Genomic DNA, 20,384 nt, shown 5'->3' with positions numbered 1-20,384 from the left:
ACCCAGGATGTCATCCGCTGAACCTTCAAACGGTGGTGAAGTGAGGCCGGTACAACTAGCTCGCGAGCACGGTATTTCGACGCAGGCGGTGCGCAATTACGAGGACGCCGGGTTGATTCCCCAAGCCCGGCGCACAGCTGCGGGCCACCGCGTCTACACCGAGACCCATGCCGCCGCCCTGCGCACCTACCTATCGCTGATTCCGGCCTACGGCTACTCAGCTGCCGGGCAGATCATGACGGCGGTCAACCATTGCCGCATCGACCAAGCGATGGAAGCTATCGACCATGGTCATGCTCTGTTGCTGCGGGACCGATCCACCCTCCGAATGGTGGAATCCGCACTGGCGCAGCTGAACAAGGAGTCCGCCGGCAGCGATAGTTCGAAACAACATCGCGCAGATCGCGGGTCGTTCAGTATCGGCGAACTCGGCAGGCGCCTGAATGTCAGCCCAGCGACGCTTCGTACCTGGGAAAGGGCAGGCATTCTCGCACCACAACGGGACCGCGTGACCGGCCACCGCAGCTACGACGCCGACGATATTCGCGATGCCGAACTGGCCCACCTGCTTCGACGCGGTGGGTATCTACTCCACGATATCGCCGTGGTCACGCAGCAGATCCGCGATGGCGGCGGAATCAGGGCTCTGAGCGAAGCGCTCCAGGCATGGAAAGACAGAGTCACGGCACGGGGTGTCGCGATGCTGACCGCGTCGGCCAATCTCGCTGTGTATACGGACCTGATTCGCGCCGATGGCAACTTCGATCTGGATACCAACTAGGCGCCGCCCGCAAGCAACCCGCGCAGCGCGGTAAGTGCCAGTCTGCGGGCGTGTTCCTCAGTGAGGTCGTAATGGCCGCTGATACGCCGGAAGATCAACGGGCCGAACAGGATGTCGATCACATCGTCGATCGCGATACCGGGGTCGACATCGTCACGGTCCACCCCGCGCTGCCAGAGCTGCGTGATGGCCGCACGGCGGCCGTTGAGGAAGTACTCCCGGAAATACGCTGCGCCCGTGGCGTCCTCGACGCAGGCGGCGAGTAGCTGCGCGAAGACCTCGCCGCGGGCGCTGGCATAGAACGCCGAGACTCTTACTACCTGTTCGACGAGATCGCCTGCGGTGCTTCCGGTGTCGGGAAGCGGAAGGCTCTGGGCCATCAACGCACCGAAAGCCTCTGCTGCCACCGCGGTCCGCGACGGCCAGTGCTTGTAGATGGTGGCCTTGCTGGCGCCCGAGCGGGCCGCGATCGCGTCGACCGTGGTCGCGGGGTAGCCGCCCTCATCGAGCAGTTCTGCCGTCGCATCCAAGATGCCCTGGTGGATGCGGTCGCTGCGCGCGCCGGTGGGGCGGGCGAAGGTGTATTCGCCCGCCCCGGTGGCGGTTTCAGGCGACGACATCATCGAAGTCGGTGGACTCGGAGACGGTGCGCCACTGCGCCAACTCGCTTTGAACGTGGGCGATCTTGCCCTCGACCGCAGCGATGGTGTCGTTGCCCAGCAGCAGGCGCAGGGGAGGCTGCGGGGCCTCCACGACGTCGATGATGGCCTTGGCTGCCTTCACCGGGTCACCGGGCTGATCGTGGTTGCGCTCGCCTGCGGCGACACGCATCTGGCCGGCCGGGCCGTCGGTGTAGTCCTCGATCACGGTGCGCTGTGTCTGCAGGCTGGACGAATCGAGGAAGTCGGTGCGGAAGTAGCCGGGCTCGACCACCATGACGTGTACGCCCAGCGGTTGCAGTTCAGCGTGCAGGGCCTCGGACAGTGCCTCGACGGCGAACTTCGTCGAGGCGTATACGCCCCAACCGGGCGAGCCGACGAATCCGCCGACCGAGGAGATGTTGACGATCGTGCCCGATCGTTGGGACCGCAGCACCGGGGTGACCGCGCGGGTGACGGTCAGCAGGCCGAACACGTTGGTTTCGTACACGGCCCGGACCTCGGCGTCGGTGGCCTCCTCGACGGCGCCGAGCAGTCCGCGCCCGGCGTTGTTGACCAGGACGTCGATCCGGCCGAAGCGATCGACCGCGGCCTGCGCGGCTTGTTGTGCCTGCTCCTCGTTGGTGACATCCAGCGCGACGGCGAGCACGTTCTCGTTGTCGCCCAGGGCGGCGGTGACGGCGGACGCGTCGCGAGCGGTGGCGACGACCTGATGGCCGCGGTCCAGCGCGTCGCGGGCGATCTGCAGACCGAATCCGCGGGAAGCTCCGGTGATGAACCAAACGCTCATGTCTTTGACCACCTGTTTCTCGAAGTAACTGAACTGTACGATCAGTTTAGTTTTGTTGGACGGTGGCTGCAACGGGGTCGGTCCCGCGATTATTCCGCTGACGTCACGCGAGGAACGGATTGTGCTCGGGCAGCGGTTTGATCAGCGGGTCGAGCAGCTTCGCCGACTGCTCGACAGTGAGGACATCAGCTGGATCGAGCTGGATGAACTCCCTGGCAGTTTCGTCGTACTCCCAGACGTCTTCGCCGACCAGGCGGCCGTCCTCGTACGGCCAGATCATGTGCTCGGCGGTCTTGACCAGATAGGTGGCCTCGGGATCGGCCGGCACACCTTCGGCGGCGAGGAGGACGCCGGGCGTCTGCTGATAGATGTATGACGTCGACACGATCATGTCATCGCTGATGGCCAGCTTCTCGTCGTCGGCGTAGAAGATGCACTGGGCGGTGTCCTTCCACGCGTGGTACAGCCCCTTGACCGCCTCGGTGCCTTCCACGGTGACGCTCTTGCCGAGCATGTTGAAGTGGTAGACCGGCTTCTCGACGGTCATGTCCGGGGCGAAGATCTCCTCGTAGCGCCCGGCCATCTCGAGGTACCGGTGCCGGTTGTAGGCGTGCAGCATGTACAGGTGACGCGGGTTGTCGGTCGTCTCGATCAACCGCTCTACGGCGCGGTTGGTCTGGGTGATGTCGTAGCGGCTCATTTGTTCATTTCCTTTCAGGCTGTCAAGAACAGGTTGCGGAGTTCGGATTTCTTGAATTTGCCGGTGGCAGTGCAGGGAATCGCTTCGACGAACTCGAAGCGGTCGGGCAGCTGCCACTTGGCGAAGTCCCGGGCGAGGTGCTCGCGTAGGGCTTCGGCGGAGGCGTGGCCCCCGTCCTGAAGCACCACCACGGCCAGAGGCCGCTCGCCCCAGCGTTCGTCGGGCACGGCGATCACCGCGGCCTGTGCGACCGCCGGGTGCGACATCAGCTGGTTCTCCAGGTCTACCGAGGAGATCCACTCGCCGCCGGATTTCACCAGATCTTTTGAGCGGTCGCAGATTCTGATGCAGCCGTGCGGATCGATGCGCACCACATCGCCGGTCTTGAACCAGCCGTCCGAGGTGAAGCTGTCCGCACCCCGGCCGCCGTGGTAGCTGCCCGCGACCCAGGGGCCGCGGACTTCGAGCTCGCCCATGGCGGCGTCGTCCCAGGCGATGGTTTCGCCGTTTTCGTCGCGGGCGCGGATGTCGAAGAACGGGGTGGCGACACCCTGCCTCATGCGGTAGTCGTACTGCTCGTCCCGTTCACCCTCATCAAGGCGCGCCGGCGGGCGACAGACCGCGCCAAGGGGAGCGGTCTCGGTCATTCCCCAGGCCTGCACGACGGTGAGTCCGTGGCGATCGAAGCCCTCGAACATCGACCGTGGAACGGCGGCGCCTCCCACGATCAGGCGGTCGAGCTCCGTCAGGTTCCACCGGCTCGGTTCGGCGTCGATGGCGGCGAGCATGCCCATCCATACCGTCGGCACACCCGCTGTCATGGTGACCCGCTCGACGGCACACAGGTCGAGGATGTTCTCCGGATCGAGCCGGGGGCCGGGCAGGACCAGGCGTGCCCCCGTCAACGCCGCGGCGTACGGCAGGCCCCACGCGTTGGCGTGGAACATCGGGACGACGGGAAGGACTGTGTCCCTGGCTGATACCGAAAGTTGGTCGGGCAAAGCCGCGACCAGCGAGTGCAGCACCAGCGCTCGATGCGAGTACACCACCCCTTTGGGACGGCCGGTGGTGCCGGAGGTGTAACACATCGCTGCCGCACGATGTTCGTCGAGGACCGGCCACTCGGCCGGTTCGGCGTCGGCGAGCAGAGTCTCGTAGTCGAGCGTTCCCGCCGGGGCCGGCTTTTCGTGGGTGACGACGATGACGTGGCGGAATTCGTGTCCGGCTCGGAAGGTTTCGAACACTTCGAGCAGAGACTCATCGACGACGATCACCTGGTCTCCGGCGTCCTCGACGATGAACGCGAGTTCGTCGGGGAACAGTCGGGGGTTGAGGGTGTGGATCACCGCGCCCATCGCGGGCACCGCGAAGTACAGCTCCAGGTGTTCGCTCTGGTTCCACAACAGCGTGGCCACCGGGTCACCCTCACGAACGCCCAGGGCGCTCAGCGCACTCGCCACACGACGCGCACGAGCTGCACAGTCGCCGAAAGTGGTGCGCGATACCGCACCCGAAGGGCGGCGTGACACCACATCCACGTCGGCGTGAAAGCGCTCGGCGCGCTCGACGATGCTCGTCAGGGTGAGCGGATAGGCATCCATGCTGTTGCTGCCCAACAGGGTTTCGGTCATGAGGTCGCCTTTCGCCGGCTCGCGGTCTTGGGCTTCGGTGTCTGGGTGGCGTTGCGCAGCTCGTCCAGTCCGTCGCCGAGTGCGGCCAGGATCGGCCATGGATCATCGACGAGTTCGCGGTCGACGACTATCCCGAACTCCAGTGAATCCTGGTAGCTCATCACGGTGATGTTGATGCCGATCCCGTCGAGCACTCCGGAAACCGGGAACTGTGCGCGCTGACGCGCCCCGCCGAGATACAGGGGCGTAGACGGTCCGGGGACATTCGAGATCATCACGTTCGCAGGCTGATTGAGCCCACGCATGCCGGCCAACCGCGACAGCGACCGGGCCGCCTGGGCGAACAGGGCAGGCGGGATGAAGTGGTTGGCATCCTGCAGCAGCGAGGCCGGGAGCGCACGCTGGCGTTCCTTGGCGGCATTCATCGATTCGTTGATCCGGCGCACGCGCTCAACGGGATCCGGCACATCGGTGGGCAACCCTGTGATCATCACCGAGACCCGGTTGCCGAAAGTGCCTTGCTGCTCGGGCGTCCGTACCGACATCGGGATGAAACTGGCGAGGGGTTGATCTGGCAGCTCACCTTCCTTATCGAGCCAGGATCGCAGCCCTGCTGTACAGATCGCCAGGACGACGTCGTTGACGGTGCAGCCGAGAGCGTTCTTGACGGCCTTGACTTCGGCAAGCGACATCGAGCCGAAGGCAACGCGTCGGTGCGGCGACACCCGTGCCTGAAACCTGGTCCGGGGAGCGGTGACATCGCTGCCCCGCAGGCCCGGCCCGTCGGCGCCGGCTCGCAGAGCGCGTTTGACCAGCCGGCTACTGCGCGCGATGGCCTTGACTCCCGGCAGATGACGGATTGTCGGGACGTCGTCGAGATGCGGCAGCGCCGTGGGGCCGGCGCGCAGGACCCGCAGCGGCTGGCGCGCGAGACCGATGAGACCGCGACCGAGCATCGCCACCTCCGACGGGTAGTTTTCCGCGGCGATGGTGGGTGCAGATTCGCGTTCAGCGCCGGTGGTGTCATCGAGAAGGATGCTCATGACCTCGGCGCCGGAGACTCCGTCGACCGCGGCGTGGTGCATCTTCGTCAGCACCGCCACGCCGCCGTCGTCGAGTCCGTGGATGACGTACACCTCCCACAGCGGGCGGGCCCGGTCGAGTTGGCGGCCGATGATTCGCGCCACCTGCTCGGAGAGCTGACGCTGATCGCCCGGTGCGGGCAGCGCCAGTTCGCGGACGTGATACTCGATGTCAAACGAGCCGTCATCGACCCAGTACGGGTAGTCGAGCGAGAACGGCACCTGGGCGAGGCGCCATCGGAAAGTGGGCAGCAAGTGCAGCCGTTCGCTGATCAGGCCACGAACCAGTGCGGCGTCAAGGGGTTCACCCGATGCGGTGTGGGAGTCATAGATGCCGAGGACGCTGACGTGGCCCTGCACCCGGTCGTTCTCCATGGCCAGGAACTGTGCGTCGAGGCTGGTCAGTTGTCGCATGTGAAGATCGTCCGCCGGCGGGCGCGGCCTTCTCTTGTCTGCGCGCGCCAACGCTGCGCCCGGCGGTTGTTCAATTTGCGCACCGCCGGTCCAGCCTGGCGCTACCGTGCACAGCATGGAGCCGGCCTGGGCGGGCGCACAGGATGACGAGCAGCAGCGCGTGTGGCGGGCGGTGCTGCGTCCTGCCGCTGCCGAACTTATCGAGCGTGCCGGTGAAATCTCAGCAGCGGTGAACGATTACACCCAGGCGCGGCTCGCCGACCTCCTCGTCAACGAACAGGCCCTCGAGGTCAATCGTGCGAGCACCGAGGCGAGCATTCGCGACTTCGGTCAGGTGTTGTCGGCCGGGGCCGATCCCGCCCAGGCGACACAGCTGCAGACACCGACTCTCGACTATGCACGGGATGGGGCGCAACACGGCATACCGCTCACCACGCTCATGCGCAGTTATCGCCTCGCGCACGCCGCAACGTCGACTCACTTCAACGCGATCCTCCAACGCCACGCGCGCAACGCCGAAGAACTGCGCCTGGCATCGGAATTGGGTGGCGCATGGATGTTCTCCTACGTCGACGCCGCGCTGTGCCTGGTAGAGGCGGCGTACACCGCTGAGCGTGACCGTTGGTTGCGCAGTGCCGCCGCCAGCCAGGCCGAGACCATCGGAACCATCCTGGCCGGCCAACCCATCGACACCGACGTGGCTACGCGGCGACTCCGCCATGATGTCCGTCGGGTCCATGTCGCCGCCATCGCATGGCTCGAATCACATGAAGAAGGCCGCAACACACAAGCCGTTCTCGAGGCTGCGATCCGCGACATCGCTTCCGCGATCGGCAATCAGAAACCACTCGTGCACCCGCTCGGAATACTGTCGACGGCGGCCTGGATCAGCTCACACAGTCATATTCCGTCGAAAGTGTTGGACGAGTTGCGGTTTCGGACGGCAGCCGCACCGGGTGTACGCGTTGCGATCGGCGAGCCGGCACCGGGGATCGCGGGCTTTCGTTCCAGTTACGTGGAAGCGGTTGAGGCACAACGTGTCGCGCGACTCGCCGACCGTCCGGCCGGCAGTGTCACCCGTTATGACAATGTCGTGCTGAGGGCGATCGCAACGGCCAACCTGGACCAGGCGAGGCAGTTCGTGCGACGTGAACTCGGGCCGCTCGGTGCGGCAGACGAAACCACGCGACGGCTCGCCGCCACGGTGCGCGCCTATCTCGACGAGAACTGCAGTCGCGGACGAACGGCCAAAAGACTTCACGTCCACGACAACACGGTCGCCTATCGGATCCGGCAGGCAGAGGAATTGTTGGGAAGGCCCTTGGAGCGGCGCACGCTCGAGCTGCGCGTCGCATTGGCTCTGGCCGACGTCGTCGCCGAAACCTCCGATTCCGCAGCGACGGGTCCTGCGCAGACCGATTCGTTGCGGCCGGCCAACTGATCGACGTGCGCGTGCCTGCGCCCTGTTACAGCCGCCCGAGCATGGCGTCGCGAACCCGCCCGACCCCGGCGAGGCGCGCGATGTCACCGATCAGAACCGGCGCGACGGAACCGATCCCGGCCAGCAGCCGCACACCGGCCGACGCGACCGTCGTCTCCGGGATGCCGCGTTCGATCGCCCCGGCGACCGCCCGCGCGACATCCTCGGGCGAACTCGTACCGAATCCTCGCGGAAGGGTAACTCCGGTCTCCGCCAGCATCCCGGCATCACGGATCGGGCCGGGAAAGATCGTGGAGACGCCGACGCCGGTACCGTGCAGCTCTTGGCGTAGGGCAAGTCCCAGCCCGCGCAATCCCCATTTCGTGGCGGTGTACACCGCGCCGTTCCCCGGCGTCGCGACAAGGCCGGCTCCCGACGAGATGAAGACGATGTGGCCCCGGCCGCGGCGTTTCATCGATATCGCCGCCGCACGCGCGAGTGCGGTGGGGGCCAGCAGGTTGACGCGCACCGCCGCCTCGATCTCGCTGTCGCTCAGCATCGTGAGATCCTGCGGGATACCGACGCCCGCGTTGGCGACGAGTATGTCCACCTCGCCGGCACGGTCCATCAGGTCGTCCGCTTCGTCGAGGCGGCTGAGATCAGCGGTCAAGGCGCAGGCGGGCGGCCCGAGCTCGTCGACCAATTTACGTAGTTCCAGCTCGCGTCGGCCCGTCATGGTGAGTGCGGAGCCTCGTCCGGCGAGTTCGCGTGCGATGGCCCGGCCGATGCCACCCGTGGCTCCGGTCACCAGCGCGCTGCTGCCGTTCAGTTGCATTTCAGATCCTCAAATGTGGCTTGTTACTTGGAAAGTTCTGCCGCGCGTGCCGCGACCCACCGGGCCAGCGGTGGCGCGGTGCGCGAGAGGAGGTACATCAGGTGGGCTTCAGCGGCGACGGGCGCCACCGCGCGATTGCGGGCCACGGCGCGAAGGATGTTCGTTGCGACGCGCTCGGGGGTGTATCCGCGTTTCTGATAGGTCGATGCGAGGTGCTTTCGCCGTTCGTCAACATCCCCGGTGCCGCGGATGACGCTGTTCTGCGTGATGGCGGTGTTGATGATGCCGGGACACACTGCGGTGACACCGATGCGATGAGGCTTCAGTTCCATGCGCAGCGCTTCAGATAACCCGAGTACGGCGAATTTCGTGGCGCTGTAGGCGGTCAGTTGAGGATTGGCCAAGAGGCCGGCGGCCGAGGACAGATTGACGACGTGGCCGCCGCGCCCTGATCGGATCATGCGGGGCAGGAAGCTGTTGCAGCCGTGCACCACACCCATCAGATTGACATTGATCAACCACTGCCAATCTTTGACGTTGGTGTCCAGGAAGCCCCCGACCAAACCGACTCCGGCGTTGTTGACCAACAAGTCGACCTGTCCGAAATGTTCGAAGGCGGCGTCCGCGAAACTGCTCATCGAATCGGCGTCGGACACGTCGACGTGGCAGGTCAGCACCTCGGCGCCAAGCTTCTCGGCCATCTCGGCGGTGCCGTCGAGGGCCCGCTCGCTGAGGTCACACAGCGCCAGGCGGGCGTGGCGCCGGGCGCACAACAGCGCCACCTCCCGGCCGATACCGCTGCCGGCGCCGGTGACCACCACCACCCGATCGGTGAGGTCGGCGGTCTTTAGTCGGAATCGCGTTCTGGGCATGCCTCGACGCTAGGGACGCGACGCGGCGGCGCGCTCGTGCGGATGAGCCAACATGTGCCAGGTCAGTTGTCGCGACGCGCCAATGGCCGGGGCTCACCGCAGGTGCCGGATCAGGTGGGCGGCAATGCGTTCCATCGCGTCGTGGGCGGTGGCTGCTTCTGACTTGGCGAAGCCATGGTCGATGCCGGGAAAGCGACGGTGGGTGACCGGGACGCCCCCGCTGGACAGTCGCAACGCCAGCTCGTCGCCCTCGGGTCCGAGCGTATCGAGGGCGCCGGTCAAGACCAGTGTCGGCGGCATCGCGGCGGCCAGCTCGTCGTCGAACCGGGGAGAGGCCAGCGGCTCTCTCGAGCGACTCGTGTCCACGAGGTAGGCGTCGATCGCCAGTCGTTGGATTCTGCGCGATATGCGTGGACGCGCCTTGTCAGACGTGCGGTCGCTGCGGCTGAGGTCGACGACCGGGAAGGCCAGCCCCGCTGCCCGCAACATGACATCGCCTGTGCGGTAAGCCTGTTGGCACACATTGACGGCCAGCTTCGCGCCGGCACTGGCACCCGTCACCGACATCCGGGCCGCGTCCCAGCCGCAGCGGGCGGCTTCAGTGCGTATCCACGACGCCACATCGAAACACTGCTCTTCGGCCACCGGATATCGCACCTGCGGCGCCGTCGCGTAGTCGGCCAGCACGACCACCGCGCCGACTTCTGCGGCGATGTAGTGCGCGATGTACTCCTCCTGCCGTGGGTTGCGCACGATGAAGGCGCCGCCGTGCAGGTGCAGATTGACCGGCGGCCCGTCCACCCCGGTGCCTGCGAGGGGAGCGTCCGGGTGGGGCGAATAGATGAGGCACCGGACGGCGCCGTGGCGCGTCGGTACGGAAACGATCTCTGGGCGGGCTACCCGCCGTGTCGCCGAACTGAAACTGCGAGGCGTAGGTATCAGCGGTAACAGGCGCTGCGCCAGGTGGGCCGCGATCCAGGCGCCGGCTCGCCGCGGCGTGGTAGACGTGACTGCGTTCACTCGCCGAGACGGTAGCCATGCAGGCACTACCCCAGCTTGTCTCGAATGGCTGAAAAGCAGGGACGTGGTTGTGGCAGGAACACAAGGTGCCGGGCCGATCGAAAAAATTCCTCCGAACGCCGGGAACAAATCCGCCGAAACCCCCGTTGACCTCATCGACAGCAAGTTGAGTGACACCGACTCAAGTCTAGGTTGACAATCTAGGCTCACCCGGAGCAGGCTTGAGCGCAGTCCGCTCAGACCCCTATATGTCTACAGGAGGCAACACCATGGCTCGTGCGGTCGGCATCGACCTCGGGACCACCAACTCTTGCGTGGCGGTCCTGGAAGGCGGCGACCCCGTCGTCGTCGCAAACTCTGAGGGCTCCCGGACCACGCCGTCCGTCGTCGCATTCGCGCGCAACGGCGAGGTGCTGGTGGGCCAGCCCGCCAAGAACCAGGCGGTAACCAACGTCGACCGGACCATCCGTTCGGTCAAGCGTCACATGGGCAGTGACTGGTCGGTCGAGATCGACGGCAAGCAGTACACCGCCCAGGAGATCAGCGCGCGTGTGCTGATGAAGCTCAAGCGCGACGCAGAGGCCTACCTCGGCGAGGACATCACCGACGCCGTCATCACCGTGCCCGCGTACTTCAACGACGCTCAGCGCCAGGCCACCAAGGAAGCCGGGCAGATCGCCGGCATGAACGTCCTGCGCATCGTCAACGAGCCGACCGCGGCCGCCCTGGCCTACGGCCTGGACAAGGGCAGCAAGGAACAGACCATCCTGGTGTTCGACCTCGGTGGCGGCACGTTCGACGTCTCGCTGCTGGAGATCGGCGACGGTGTCGTCGAGGTGCGTGCCACCTCGGGCGACAACCACCTCGGTGGCGACGACTGGGATGACCGGATCGTCGATTGGCTGGTCGACAAGTTCAAGGCCACCAGCGGCATCGATCTGACCAAGGACAAGATGGCGATGCAGCGGCTGCGTGAGGCCGCGGAGAAGGCCAAGATCGAACTCTCCAGCTCGCAGAGCACCTCGATCAACCTGCCCTACATCACCGTCGACGCCGACAAGAATCCGCTGTTCCTCGACGAGCAGCTGACCCGCGCCGAGTTCCAGAAGATCACGCAGGATCTGCTGGACCGCACCCGTCAGCCGTTCCAGTCGGTGATCAAGGACGCCGGCATCTCGGTCGGCGAGATCGACCACGTGGTTCTGGTCGGCGGCTCGACCCGTATGCCTGCCGTGACCGACTTGGTCAAGGAACTGACCGGCGGCAAGGAGCCCAACAAGGGCGTCAACCCGGACGAGGTTGTCGCGGTGGGCGCCGCGCTGCAGGCCGGCGTGCTCAAGGGCGAGGTGAAAGACGTTCTGCTGCTTGACGTCACCCCGCTGTCCCTCGGTATCGAGACCAAGGGTGGCGTGATGACCAAGCTGATCGAGCGCAACACCACGATCCCGACCAAGCGGTCGGAGACCTTCACCACCGCCGACGACAATCAGCCGTCGGTGCAGATCCAGGTCTTCCAGGGTGAGCGTGAAATCGCTTCGCACAACAAGCTGCTCGGTTCCTTCGAGCTGACCGGTATCCCGCCGGCTCCCCGCGGCGTGCCGCAGATCGAGGTCACCTTCGACATCGACGCCAACGGCATCGTGCACGTCACCGCCAAGGACAAGGGCACCGGCAAGGAAAACACGATCAAGATCCAGGAAGGCTCCGGCCTGTCCAAGGAGGAGATCGACCGGATGATCAAGGACGCCGAGGCGCACGCCGAGGAAGACCGCAAGCGTCGCGAAGAGGCCGACGTCCGCAACCAGGCCGAGTCGCTGGTCTACCAGACGGAGAAGTTCGTCAAGGAGCAGCGTGAGGCCGAAGGCGGATCGAAGGTTCCCGAGGACACCTTGGCCAAGGTCGACGGTGCCATCGCCGAGGCCAAGTCGGCGCTGGAAGGCACTGACATCTCGGCGATCAAGTCCGCCATGGAGAAGCTGGGTCAGGAGAGCCAGGGTCTCGGCCAGGCGATCTACGAGGCCACTCAGGCCGAGCAGGCCGCCGGTGGAGCGGACGCCGCCGCGGGCTCGTCCAACGCGGACGACAACGTGGTGGACGCCGAAGTTGTTGACGACGACCGGGAGACCAAGTGACCGAGAACGATTCGCACGAGCCGGTGACCATCACCGACAAACGGCGCATCGATCCCGACACCGGTGAGGTTCGTGAGGCGCCGGCCCCTGAGGGGCCGGCGCCGGCCTCCGGCGAGCCGACGGGCGATAGCGACGAGGTTGCCGAGCTCAAAGCCACACTGCAGCGCGTCAAGGCGGAATACGACAACTACCGCAAGCGGGCACTCCGCGATCAGCAGGTCGTTGCCGACCGGGCGAAGGCCGGGGTCATCACCCAGTTGCTGGGTGTGCTCGACGATCTGGACCGGGCCCGCAGCCACGGTGACCTGGAATCCGGGCCACTCAAGTCGGTTGCCGACAAGCTCGTCGGCGCCCTTGAAGGTCAGGGTCTTTCCGGTTTCGGCGAGGAGGGTGACGAGTTCGACCCGTCGCTGCACGAAGCCGTGCAGCACGAGGGAGACGGCACCCACCCGGTGATCGGCACCGTGATGCGCCGGGGTTACCGGATCGGTGACCAGGTGGTCCGGCACGCCCTGGTCGGCGTCGTGGACACCGTGCCCGACGCCGAAGCCGGTGCGCAGCCAGCGGATAACGGTGACGCCGACGGCGATCAGGCCGCAGAATCAGACAAATAGTCAATCCATTAGAGAGAAGAGGTAAGGAGGTGGCGCAGCATGGCCCAACGCGAGTGGGTCGAGAAGGACTTCTACAAAGAACTCGGCGTCTCCTCTGACGCCAGCGCCGACGAGATCAAGAAGGCCTACCGGAAACTGGCCTCCGAACTGCATCCCGACCGCAATCCCGATGCGGGCGCGGCCGAGCGGTTCAAGGCGGTTTCCGAGGCGAACAGTGTTCTGTCGGATCCCGCGAAGCGTAAGGAGTATGACGAGACTCGCCGGCTGTTCGCCGGGGGTGGTCGTCGGTTCAACCCGGGCGGGAACTTCGGTGGCGGATTCGGCTCCGACGGAGCCGAATTCAACCTCGGGGACCTGTTCGACGCGGCCGGTCAGAGCGGCGGCGCCAACATCGGTGACCTCTTCGGCGGGCTGTTCGGTCGCGGTGCACAACCGCGGCCGAGCCGTCCCCGCCGGGGTAATGACCTGGAAACCGAAACCGAACTGTCGTTCCTGGAAGCCACCAAGGGCGTGGCCATGCCGCTGCGGCTGACCAGCCCGGCACCGTGCACCAACTGCCATGGCAGCGGTGCACGGCCGGGTACCAGCCCCAAGGTGTGCCCGAACTGCAACGGCTCCGGTGTCATCAACCGCAACCAAGGGGCGTTCGGATTCTCCGAGCCCTGCACCGAGTGCCGGGGGAGCGGCTCGATCATCGAGCACCCCTGCGCCGAGTGTCAGGGCACCGGCGTCACCACCCGCACCCGCACCATCAACGTGCGGATTCCTCCCGGCGTCGAGGACGGTCAGCGCATCCGGCTGGCCGGTCAGGGCGAAGCCGGGTTGCGGGGCGCACCGTCGGGCGATCTCTACGTCACCGTGCACGTACGGCCCGACAAGGTGTTCGGGCGTGACGGTGACGACCTCACCGTGGCGGTGCCCGTGAGCTTCCACGAGTTAGCACTGGGCACAACGCTTTCCGTTCCCACCCTGGACGGAAAGGTCGGTGTGCGGGTGCCCAAGGGCACCTCCGACGGCCGGATCCTGCGGGTACGTGGACGCGGGGTGCCCAAGCGCTCCGGCGGTCACGGTGACCTGTTGGTCACGGTGAAGGTGGCGGTGCCGCCGAACCTGGAAGGCGAAGCGGCCGAGGCGCTCGAGGCGTATGCGAAAGCCGAACGGGCCAGCGGGTTCGACCCAAGGGCCGGATGGGCAGGCAACACATGAGCCAGCGCAAAGAGGAAGCCCGTACGTTTCTGATCTCGGTGGCCGCCGAGCTGGCCGGTATGCACGCGCAGACCCTGCGCACATACGACCGGCTCGGCCTGGTCAGCCCGCAGCGCAGTTCCGGTGGCGGGCGCCGTTACTCGGAACGTGACGTCGACCTGCTCCGTGAGGTGCAGCGACTGTCGCAGGACGAGGGCGTCAACCTCGCCGGGATCAAACGCATCATCGAGCTCACCAATCAGGTTGATGCGTTGCGCACCAGGGTTTCCGAGTTGACCCAGCAGGTCGAGCAGCTCACCTCGGATCAGCGCCACGATGTGTCGGTGGCGTCGAAAGCGGTGGTGCTGTGGCAGCCCGGCGCCGCTCGGCGGCGACATCGGCCCTAGCCCACAGCGCCGCGGTGGTCGCTAGCCGACCCTGATCGAAAAGATGGCCGTCTCCGGTTCTCCGGGGGCGGCCGTCGTGTATTTCCCGGTGTGCAACGCGTCGGTTGGGGCAGCCATCGGCTCGATGCCCACCACGGCGTCGGCGCGCGGCGCGAACAATTGGGCGGCCGGGTAACCACGTTCGAACGTGACCTCGACCCGGTGCTCACCGCCGGACAGCGTGAACACCGCTCCCGTCTCGACGTCGTCGAATCCGTCGTCCAATTCGGTGGTGCGCAGCTGTCGCGCTCCACCCGGCCACTCACGTGTCTCGCCGGTGGGCAAGCCCCGGTCATCGACGATCAGGTGCTGCATGCGGGGCGTCTGCAATCGCCAAACCTCGCGTGGCACAACGGGAATAGTCACGTACGGGTGGTAGCCGTGGCACAGTGGAACAGCCTGCGCGGCCGTCGGCGTCACGGTGGTGGCCACGGTCAGGGCCCGGTCGGCCAGCGTCGCCGTCATCGTGAGACGGTGCGGGAAAGGGAACGTCGCCAGCAGTCGCGGCTCGGCCCAGTCCAGCGTCGCCGACAGTGTGTTGGTGGTTTGCTCGGTCACCTGCCAGTCGGGACTGGCGGCCAGTACACCGTGGATCGGCGCCCCGTTGGCGTCGGCGCGCACCCCATTCTCCCCGGGCGTCAGCTTCACCTCGGTGTCACCGACGCGATAGGTGTTGCTGCTCAAGCGGTTTGCCCATGGATAGAGGATCGGAATCCCCATCGTCTTGCCGTCGGTGACGTAGGCCTGCAGGCCGCGGCGCTGGCCCAGGTACTCGACGCGTTCGCCGGACCGGATATCGGCCAACGAGGTGCACACCATGCCCACCGCCGGAACATATGTCGCCGTCATCGATGACGACGGGTCATGGAGAGTGACAGCTTGCAAGTCGGCCATAGGGCCAGTGTGGCACGCGGTCAGCGCGTCAGCGGGTCATGCTGAATGCGCTCGGGCGGCGCTCCCCGTTCGATCAGGGCGGCTTTGGTGGCGGTGACCATGTCCGGGCCACCGCAGATGAGGATCTGGCGATCGCCCCAATTGCCGTACCGGGTCACCACTTCGGGCAGCAGGCCGGTCTGACGCACGTGGAGGCCACGCGGCGGCCGGACGTCGGGATACTGGCCGGCCCACGGTGGATCGGTGCTGTACTCGGACACCGGGGTGACCGACAGCCACGGATTCGTGGACGCGATGTGCCACAGGGTCTTCAGGTCGTACAGATCGCACGGGTAGCGGCCACCGAAGAACAGGTGCACCCGCGGATTCACCCCGTGCAAGGTCATGTCCATGATCAGGTTGCGCAGCGGGGCCAGGCCGGTGCTGCCCGCCACCATCAGCACATCCTCGCCATCCCGGTCGACGTGGAGGCCGCCGTGCGGGCTGGACATTCGCCAACGGTCCCCGATTCTGGTCTCGTTGACGATGGCAGTGCTCACCATGCCGCCGGGAACGGATCGGACGTGGAACTCGATGCCGCCGGAGCGGTCGGCCGGAATGGCCGGGCTTAGGTAGCGCCACCGCCGCGGCCACTGGGGCACCTGGACGGTGACGTACTGGCCAGGGTGGTAGAACAGCGCCTGGTCGAGTTGCAGCCGGATGACCGAGACGTCGCGGGTGACCCGGTGATGCTCGATGACGGTGCCGTCGCAGTAGGCCGGAGAGTCCTCGGCGTCGGCGGCGCCGCGCATCACCCCGATGATCAGGGCGACCGCATCATGCGTGGTTTCGGCCAGCCGGTCGTCCCAGTGCGCCTCAAGGTGGCTGCGGAAGGCGTTGTACAGCGCGTCCTGCATGGAGTCGTAATGGCTCTGCAGCACCCCGTACTTGCGGTGGTCCCTGCCGAGCTGCGCCAGAAACGCCACCGGCTCCTCGGCGCGCTGGGCAATCAGCTCCCCGAACAGCCAGGTCAGAGCGCGGGCGAAGACTTCGCGCTGGCTGCCCATGTCCGGGGGAAACAGATCGCGGGCCGAGAGGTCGGTGGCGAACCACTGGGTGTAGAAATCGCGAATCAGCGTCTCTGAGCCGTGCGCGGGGTCGACGGCGTGCTGCAGTGTCTGCAACGCTTCCCGGTCATCGAGTCCCACGGAGCTGCATCTTAGGCGTGGTCCGCCCGGGACGCCGCAAAGCCGCGATGATCACCAGAAACAGGCCGGCGAGCGCCCAGCAACTGAGCACCAGGATCGCGGTATCCGCCCCGGCTCCGCCGAAGTACGCGGTGGAGCGCAGCAACGTGGCGTTGGCGCCCTGCGGCAACAGCTGGCCGAGCTGGCCCCAGCCTGCGGGCAGCATCTCCGGGGCGGCCGTCAGGCCGGACAACGGGTTGCCCAGCAGCAGTGCGAGCGCGGCGCCCACGCCCAGCCCGACCTTGCCCAACAGTGAGCCGAGTCCGAGCATGAACACCCCGGCCGCGGCGATCCCGAGCGTCAGGCCCGCGGCCACTCCCCAGAAATTGGAGTCGATGGAGCCGAACGCGTAGCGGAGCAGGGCCGCGATCGTGATGCCGGCGACCACGCAGAACACCAACGTGGCGATCAGCCGGGTCCACACCTCGCGCCGCAAGACCAGCACCAGCGCGACCGCCGGCAGCATCCCCGCCAACGTGATCGGCAGCGCCGAGGCTGCCAGTCCGGTTCCGCGCGGATCTTGGGTGGTGGGCGGGGCCAGGTCCTCGGTGCGCAGGGGCGCCCCGGTCTTGGCGGCGATGCCGTTCCCGATCTGGGTGAGCAGTTGCGCGACGGCCGGACTGCCTCCGGTGGCCATGAGTAAGATCGGGCCTTGCGGCCCGAAGGCGATGCCGCCGTAGACGTTTCGGTTCAAGATCGCCTCGCGCAACGCCTGCTCACCGGGATAGTAGGTGACCGCGAATGCGCCGGGTGCCTGCTCTTCGAGGGTTTGCGCGATCTGGCTGGTGGCGGCCTGGGGTCCGGCCGCGCCGATCGGCACGTCGTGCGGCTTGGACCGCGACGCGGGCAGGGCGAACGCGATCGCCACGATGGCAATCGCGATGGTCAGCACCGTGACGATGCCTGCGGCGCGCAGCGCGGCTGGCGGTTCGTGTTCGGGTGCGGCGTGGTGGTGAACGGGGGTGGGGGCCGGGATTGAGAGCATTGTTCCCTCTTTTCATCCGATGTTGAATTAATCGGTTGATGTGAGAGTAGCGCCCCTCGGGGTCGATTTTCAACACTCATTGAAATGATAGTCTCGATGTGTGGCACCACCTGCGAAAACGACGAAGCGACGCGGACGTCGACAGGGCGATCCGGTGTCCCGCGACGCCGTCTTGGCGGCGGCCAAGCAGCGCTTCGCCGCGGAGGGGTACGAGAAGACGACGCTGCGCGCCATTGCCTCGGATGCGCACGTCGACGCGTCGATGGTGCTCTATCTATTCGGATCCAAGGCCGACCTGTTCCGGGAATCGTTGCGGCTGATCCTCGACCCCGACGTGCTGGTGGCCGCGCTGCAAGGGCCGCCCGAGAACGTGGGCGAGCGGATGGTGCGCGTCTACCTCAAAATCTGGGAATCGCCCGACAGCGCGGCCAGCATGCGGACCATGTTGCAGTCGGCGACGTCGAATTCCGATGCGCACGTGGCATTTCGGGCCTTTATGCAGGAGTATGTGCTCGCCGCGGTGTCCGGCGTGCTCGGTGGCGGCGAGCAGGCGCGGCTACGCGCCATGCTCGCCGCGTCCAGCCTGGTCGGAACCGCCATGCTGCGCTACGTGATGGAAGTGCCGCCGATGGCCACGCTCGACAGTGAGCAGATGGTGCGACTGCTCGCGCCGACGATCACCCGCTATCTCACCGCTGATGCCGCCGAGCTGGGGTTGCCCGATCTGTAGTTGATCAGTGTGCCCGGTCGGAATGCCGTGCGATGAGCGCAAGTTCGGCCTCGCCGGCCTGCTCGGGCGTCGCGAACGGCATGTTGGTCCCGACGAAGTCCCGTGCTTCCTGGAAGTCCATGCCCTGCTCGACCATCATGTTGACCACGCCGATGTGCACCACTGCCGTCGCACGCTTGGCGGCGACGCCGGCCACGAAACGGATTTCGTCCGCCAGTTGAGCCTCGGTCAGCGCGGTCACCTTCGGATCCAGATCCACCTGGGCGACGGAGCCGTTGAGGTACGCCGTGACAGTGACGGTGCCCGGTGGGTTGATCGCCTGGACCACCGGAATCTGTTCTTCGTCTTCGGGCTCGGGTTCGGCGTCGATGGCGGCGAAGCTGTCATGTTCGTCGTCGACGACCTCGTGGTTGGCGTAGTCGTGAACCGCATCGAATCCCGTGCCGTGGTCGCCGTCGTGGTGGACGTCGGCACCAAAGGCATAGTCCGGCAGCGCGTCGAGACCGGATGAGTCGTCATCGTGCTGGGGCGCGCCGAAGTCGAACGCGTCGAGGCCGCTGTCGTCGTCGGCGTCGTCCCAGTCGTCCGAACCGTTTGGCGTCATGCGTTAGTCATACCTGTTCCGGGTCAGTTATCGAATACCTGGTCCGACATGTCACCGCGGATGCATCTGTTTGCCCAGGTTGGCTCCGCCCTGCGCATCCGTCTGGTCGTAATACATGGCGGAGATATTCAGTTTCTCCGCCATATCCTGCGACACGGATGCCATAGCGGCGCATGCCATGTGGCGGGCGATGTTGGCCATCGCCAGGGCGTCGATGCTGGTCGCGCAGATCACGCCATGGTTCACGAACATGGAGTCGCTGACACCGTCGGTGACATCGGCTGTCAGCTCGATATACCGCTTTGCCGTGTTTTGACCGTCGGACAGTTCGCGAACATGCGCAGTGGTAACTCCCAGCGTGCCGTCAGACATTGATCGATCCCTCTCCGGTACCTGTCGACGTGCCATTGGATGGCGACCACGGAGTTGAAGTCGTATTCCCGCCTGGTGGCGACATCGACGCCGGTGGTGCTCCGGACGGCTTGGCGCCAGCGGCGACCTCTTGGTAGGCGCTGGCTGCCTTTGCGAACTTCATCGCATTTTGCATCGCAAGGCCGGTCATTGTCGTAACGGCGATGAGCGCTGGGGGCATCGCTATGCCGACCGCGCTGAGTTCGAACGCCATCTGTTGAGCCGGGCCGGTCGGCGGAGTCTTTCCGATAACTATCGCCACCGGGATGCAGACGGTGAGGTAGGTCGCCGCGATGTCGAGGGCCATACGTGTTTTCTTGATCTGATCCGCCTGGTTGGCGATGATGCCCTGCACCTCGGTGTCGATCTTGCTCATCGTCGCGGCACGTGCCTGCTGCCGCTCATTCTCGCCGGCGTAGGCATTCGCCCCTGAGCCATGCCACAGCTCGGTAGGCGTTGCCCGTTTCAGAGTGTCCGAAATCGCCGTGAAACCGTCAGCGCCCTTCTTGAACCGGTCGCCTGTCTCCGGGTCTTCGAAGCCACACGTCAACTGCATCGTGTTGATAGCCAGGAGGGCCGCGCCGATGATGGGCGTCCCGAATCCTTGAATCTTGGGTTTCGGTGAACTATATGAGCTGAAGTTGGTGGTGGGCTTCTTGAGAACGTGTTCGGTGAATAGTTCGGCGACCAGGTGCCCGCCGCCGATAACGTCAGCGCCAAGACCGGCCTGGGCTACGGCCGCCTCGACCGGGTTCTCCTCGTCTTTCCCGTTCCAGTGCTCCCAGCCGCCCTTGCCTGCGAAGGCGACTTCGATGACCGATTGGACATGCTCCAGCTTGCTCATTTGCCCCCTCATTTGCGCCTCCGCGAGCCTAACAGCGGGTTTACGGGGGCTGGCGCACCAAATTGAGCACTTGGCGCGGTGGCCGTTGCTGCGGCCTAGCTAGACTGCG

21 protein-coding genes are annotated in these 20,384 nt (G+C 66.0%); 7 read left to right on the top strand and 14 right to left on the bottom strand.

Features of this window, described 5'->3' with window-relative positions:
- Positions 1-7 precede the first annotated feature (7 nt).
- Entirely contained in the window at positions 8-781 is a 774-nt protein-coding gene (locus BN4332_RS17635) for a TioE family transcriptional regulator (RefSeq protein ID WP_066900118.1), read from the top strand.
- Here the strand turns inward: BN4332_RS17635 and BN4332_RS17630 are convergent.
- From BN4332_RS17630 to BN4332_RS17610, 5 genes are all read right to left on the bottom strand, one after another.
- Positions 778-1,401 (bottom strand): TetR/AcrR family transcriptional regulator, encoded by a 624-nt coding sequence (locus BN4332_RS17630; RefSeq protein ID WP_066900116.1) that lies wholly within the window; start codon positions 1,399-1,401, stop codon positions 778-780. The two genes, BN4332_RS17635 and BN4332_RS17630, sit on opposite strands and share 4 nt — an antisense overlap.
- On the bottom strand, positions 1,388-2,230 hold the full coding sequence (locus BN4332_RS17625) for an oxidoreductase (RefSeq protein WP_066900173.1): 843 nt from the start codon (positions 2,228-2,230) through the stop codon (positions 1,388-1,390). Before BN4332_RS17625 ends, BN4332_RS17630 begins: the two co-directional genes overlap by 14 nt.
- Positions 2,231-2,333: 103 nt before the next feature.
- Entirely contained in the window at positions 2,334-2,930 is a 597-nt protein-coding gene (locus tag BN4332_RS17620; RefSeq protein ID WP_066900114.1) for a hypothetical protein, read from the bottom strand.
- A 14-nt stretch (positions 2,931-2,944) separates the two neighbouring features.
- Entirely contained in the window at positions 2,945-4,561 is a 1,617-nt protein-coding gene (locus tag BN4332_RS17615) for a long-chain fatty acid--CoA ligase (protein ID WP_084459309.1), read from the bottom strand.
- Complete coding sequence (locus BN4332_RS17610) at positions 4,558-6,057, bottom strand: WS/DGAT/MGAT family O-acyltransferase (RefSeq protein ID WP_066900110.1); 1,500 nt, start codon at positions 6,055-6,057, stop codon at positions 4,558-4,560. The genes BN4332_RS17615 and BN4332_RS17610 overlap by 4 nt, the downstream gene beginning before the upstream one ends.
- A gap of 115 nt (positions 6,058-6,172) precedes the next feature.
- On the opposite strand from BN4332_RS17610, the gene BN4332_RS17605 reads away from it, so the two are divergent.
- Positions 6,173-7,498, top strand: a complete 1,326-nt coding sequence (locus BN4332_RS17605) for a PucR family transcriptional regulator (protein ID WP_066900108.1) — start codon at positions 6,173-6,175, stop codon at positions 7,496-7,498.
- Between the two features lie 25 nt (positions 7,499-7,523).
- On the opposite strand, the gene BN4332_RS17600 is transcribed toward BN4332_RS17605, so the two are convergent.
- The 3 genes from BN4332_RS17600 to BN4332_RS33260 all read right to left on the bottom strand — a co-directional run bounded on the left by BN4332_RS17600 (position 7,524) and on the right by BN4332_RS33260 (position 9,985).
- On the bottom strand, positions 7,524-8,312 hold the full coding sequence (locus BN4332_RS17600) for an SDR family NAD(P)-dependent oxidoreductase (RefSeq protein WP_066900106.1): 789 nt from the start codon (positions 8,310-8,312) through the stop codon (positions 7,524-7,526).
- Positions 8,313-8,335: 23 nt separating this feature from the next.
- Positions 8,336-9,184, bottom strand: a complete 849-nt coding sequence (locus BN4332_RS17595; protein ID WP_066900104.1) for an SDR family NAD(P)-dependent oxidoreductase — start codon at positions 9,182-9,184, stop codon at positions 8,336-8,338.
- Between the two features lie 93 nt (positions 9,185-9,277).
- Positions 9,278-9,985 carry an alpha/beta hydrolase fold domain-containing protein gene (locus BN4332_RS33260; RefSeq protein WP_066900102.1) on the bottom strand — a complete coding sequence of 236 codons (708 nt, stop codon included), beginning with the start codon at positions 9,983-9,985 and terminating at the stop codon, positions 9,278-9,280.
- A gap of 488 nt (positions 9,986-10,473) precedes the next feature.
- On the opposite strand from BN4332_RS33260, the gene dnaK reads away from it, so the two are divergent.
- Genes dnaK through BN4332_RS17570 form a run of 4 tightly spaced genes read left to right on the top strand, consistent with a single transcriptional unit; the run spans position 10,474 to position 14,542 of the window.
- Positions 10,474-12,336, top strand: coding sequence for a molecular chaperone DnaK (gene dnaK, locus BN4332_RS17585; RefSeq protein WP_066900100.1), 1,863 nt, complete (start codon positions 10,474-10,476; stop codon positions 12,334-12,336).
- Positions 12,333-12,950: a nucleotide exchange factor GrpE gene (gene grpE, locus BN4332_RS17580; RefSeq protein ID WP_066900098.1), complete on the top strand. Its 618-nt coding sequence runs from the start codon at positions 12,333-12,335 to the stop codon at positions 12,948-12,950. Before dnaK ends, grpE begins: the two co-directional genes overlap by 4 nt.
- Before the next feature lie 39 nt (positions 12,951-12,989).
- Positions 12,990-14,156, top strand: coding sequence for a molecular chaperone DnaJ (gene dnaJ / locus BN4332_RS17575; protein ID WP_066900096.1), 1,167 nt, complete (start codon positions 12,990-12,992; stop codon positions 14,154-14,156).
- Positions 14,153-14,542, top strand: a complete 390-nt coding sequence (locus BN4332_RS17570; RefSeq protein ID WP_066900093.1) for a heat shock protein transcriptional repressor HspR — start codon at positions 14,153-14,155, stop codon at positions 14,540-14,542. The genes dnaJ and BN4332_RS17570 overlap by 4 nt, the downstream gene beginning before the upstream one ends.
- 21 nt (positions 14,543-14,563) lie before the next feature.
- Here the strand turns inward: BN4332_RS17570 and BN4332_RS17565 are convergent, their stop codons facing one another.
- Genes BN4332_RS17565 through BN4332_RS17555 form a run of 3 tightly spaced genes read right to left on the bottom strand, consistent with a single transcriptional unit; the run spans position 14,564 to position 17,686 of the window.
- On the bottom strand, positions 14,564-15,475 hold the full coding sequence (locus tag BN4332_RS17565; protein WP_066900091.1) for an aldose 1-epimerase: 912 nt from the start codon (positions 15,473-15,475) through the stop codon (positions 14,564-14,566).
- Positions 15,476-15,495: 20 nt separating this feature from the next.
- A complete protein-coding gene (locus tag BN4332_RS17560) occupies positions 15,496-16,662 on the bottom strand; it encodes an FAD-binding oxidoreductase (protein WP_066900088.1) in 1,167 nt (388 codons plus the stop codon).
- A complete protein-coding gene (locus BN4332_RS17555) occupies positions 16,649-17,686 on the bottom strand; it encodes an ABC transporter permease (RefSeq protein WP_066900086.1) in 1,038 nt (345 codons plus the stop codon). The genes BN4332_RS17560 and BN4332_RS17555 overlap by 14 nt, the downstream gene beginning before the upstream one ends.
- A 100-nt stretch (positions 17,687-17,786) precedes the next feature.
- On the opposite strand from BN4332_RS17555, the gene BN4332_RS17550 reads away from it, so the two are divergent.
- Complete coding sequence (locus BN4332_RS17550; RefSeq protein WP_066900084.1) at positions 17,787-18,416, top strand: TetR/AcrR family transcriptional regulator; 630 nt, start codon at positions 17,787-17,789, stop codon at positions 18,414-18,416.
- 4 nt (positions 18,417-18,420) lie between these two features.
- Here BN4332_RS17550 and BN4332_RS34430 read toward each other — a convergent pair whose 3' ends face one another.
- The 3 genes from BN4332_RS34430 to BN4332_RS17535 are packed head-to-tail and all read right to left on the bottom strand — an operon-like array spanning position 18,421 to position 20,275.
- A complete protein-coding gene (locus BN4332_RS34430; RefSeq protein WP_235654119.1) occupies positions 18,421-19,020 on the bottom strand; it encodes a hypothetical protein in 600 nt (199 codons plus the stop codon).
- A gap of 51 nt (positions 19,021-19,071) precedes the next feature.
- Complete coding sequence (locus BN4332_RS17540; protein ID WP_066900083.1) at positions 19,072-19,392, bottom strand: ESX-1 secretion-associated protein; 321 nt, start codon at positions 19,390-19,392, stop codon at positions 19,072-19,074.
- Positions 19,385-20,275, bottom strand: a complete 891-nt coding sequence (locus BN4332_RS17535; RefSeq protein ID WP_066900081.1) for an EspA/EspE family type VII secretion system effector — start codon at positions 20,273-20,275, stop codon at positions 19,385-19,387. The genes BN4332_RS17540 and BN4332_RS17535 overlap by 8 nt, the downstream gene beginning before the upstream one ends.
- Between the last annotated feature and the right edge of the window lie 109 nt (positions 20,276-20,384).

It is taken from the genome of Mycolicibacterium houstonense (assembly GCF_900078665.2).
GTDB lineage: Bacteria > Actinomycetota > Actinomycetes > Mycobacteriales > Mycobacteriaceae > Mycobacterium > Mycobacterium houstonense.
Note: the sequence above shows the minus strand (reverse complement) of the source record. Positions and strands in the feature narration are given on the sequence as shown.

Coding starts and splice junctions, on each gene's coding strand:
- BN4332_RS17635 (WP_066900118.1), top strand. CDS start 8: ATGTCATCCGCTGAACCTTCAAACGGTGGTGAAGTGAGGCCGGTACAA.
- BN4332_RS17600 (WP_066900106.1), bottom strand. CDS start 8,312: ATGCAACTGAACGGCAGCAGCGCGCTGGTGACCGGAGCCACGGGTGGC.
- dnaJ (WP_066900096.1), top strand. CDS start 12,990: ATGGCCCAACGCGAGTGGGTCGAGAAGGACTTCTACAAAGAACTCGGC.
- BN4332_RS17595 (WP_066900104.1), bottom strand. CDS start 9,184: ATGCCCAGAACGCGATTCCGACTAAAGACCGCCGACCTCACCGATCGG.
- BN4332_RS34430 (WP_235654119.1), bottom strand. CDS start 19,020: ATGACGCCAAACGGTTCGGACGACTGGGACGACGCCGACGACGACAGC.
- BN4332_RS17620 (WP_066900114.1), bottom strand. CDS start 2,930: ATGAGCCGCTACGACATCACCCAGACCAACCGCGCCGTAGAGCGGTTG.
- BN4332_RS17540 (WP_066900083.1), bottom strand. CDS start 19,392: ATGTCTGACGGCACGCTGGGAGTTACCACTGCGCATGTTCGCGAACTG.
- BN4332_RS17565 (WP_066900091.1), bottom strand. CDS start 15,475: ATGGCCGACTTGCAAGCTGTCACTCTCCATGACCCGTCGTCATCGATG.
- BN4332_RS17535 (WP_066900081.1), bottom strand. CDS start 20,275: ATGAGCAAGCTGGAGCATGTCCAATCGGTCATCGAAGTCGCCTTCGCA.
- BN4332_RS17555 (WP_066900086.1), bottom strand. CDS start 17,686: ATGCTCTCAATCCCGGCCCCCACCCCCGTTCACCACCACGCCGCACCC.
- BN4332_RS17570 (WP_066900093.1), top strand. CDS start 14,153: ATGAGCCAGCGCAAAGAGGAAGCCCGTACGTTTCTGATCTCGGTGGCC.
- dnaK (WP_066900100.1), top strand. CDS start 10,474: ATGGCTCGTGCGGTCGGCATCGACCTCGGGACCACCAACTCTTGCGTG.
- BN4332_RS17610 (WP_066900110.1), bottom strand. CDS start 6,057: ATGCGACAACTGACCAGCCTCGACGCACAGTTCCTGGCCATGGAGAAC.
- BN4332_RS17625 (WP_066900173.1), bottom strand. CDS start 2,230: ATGAGCGTTTGGTTCATCACCGGAGCTTCCCGCGGATTCGGTCTGCAG.
- BN4332_RS17605 (WP_066900108.1), top strand. CDS start 6,173: ATGGAGCCGGCCTGGGCGGGCGCACAGGATGACGAGCAGCAGCGCGTG.
- BN4332_RS17615 (WP_084459309.1), bottom strand. CDS start 4,561: ATGACCGAAACCCTGTTGGGCAGCAACAGCATGGATGCCTATCCGCTC.
- BN4332_RS17630 (WP_066900116.1), bottom strand. CDS start 1,401: ATGTCGTCGCCTGAAACCGCCACCGGGGCGGGCGAATACACCTTCGCC.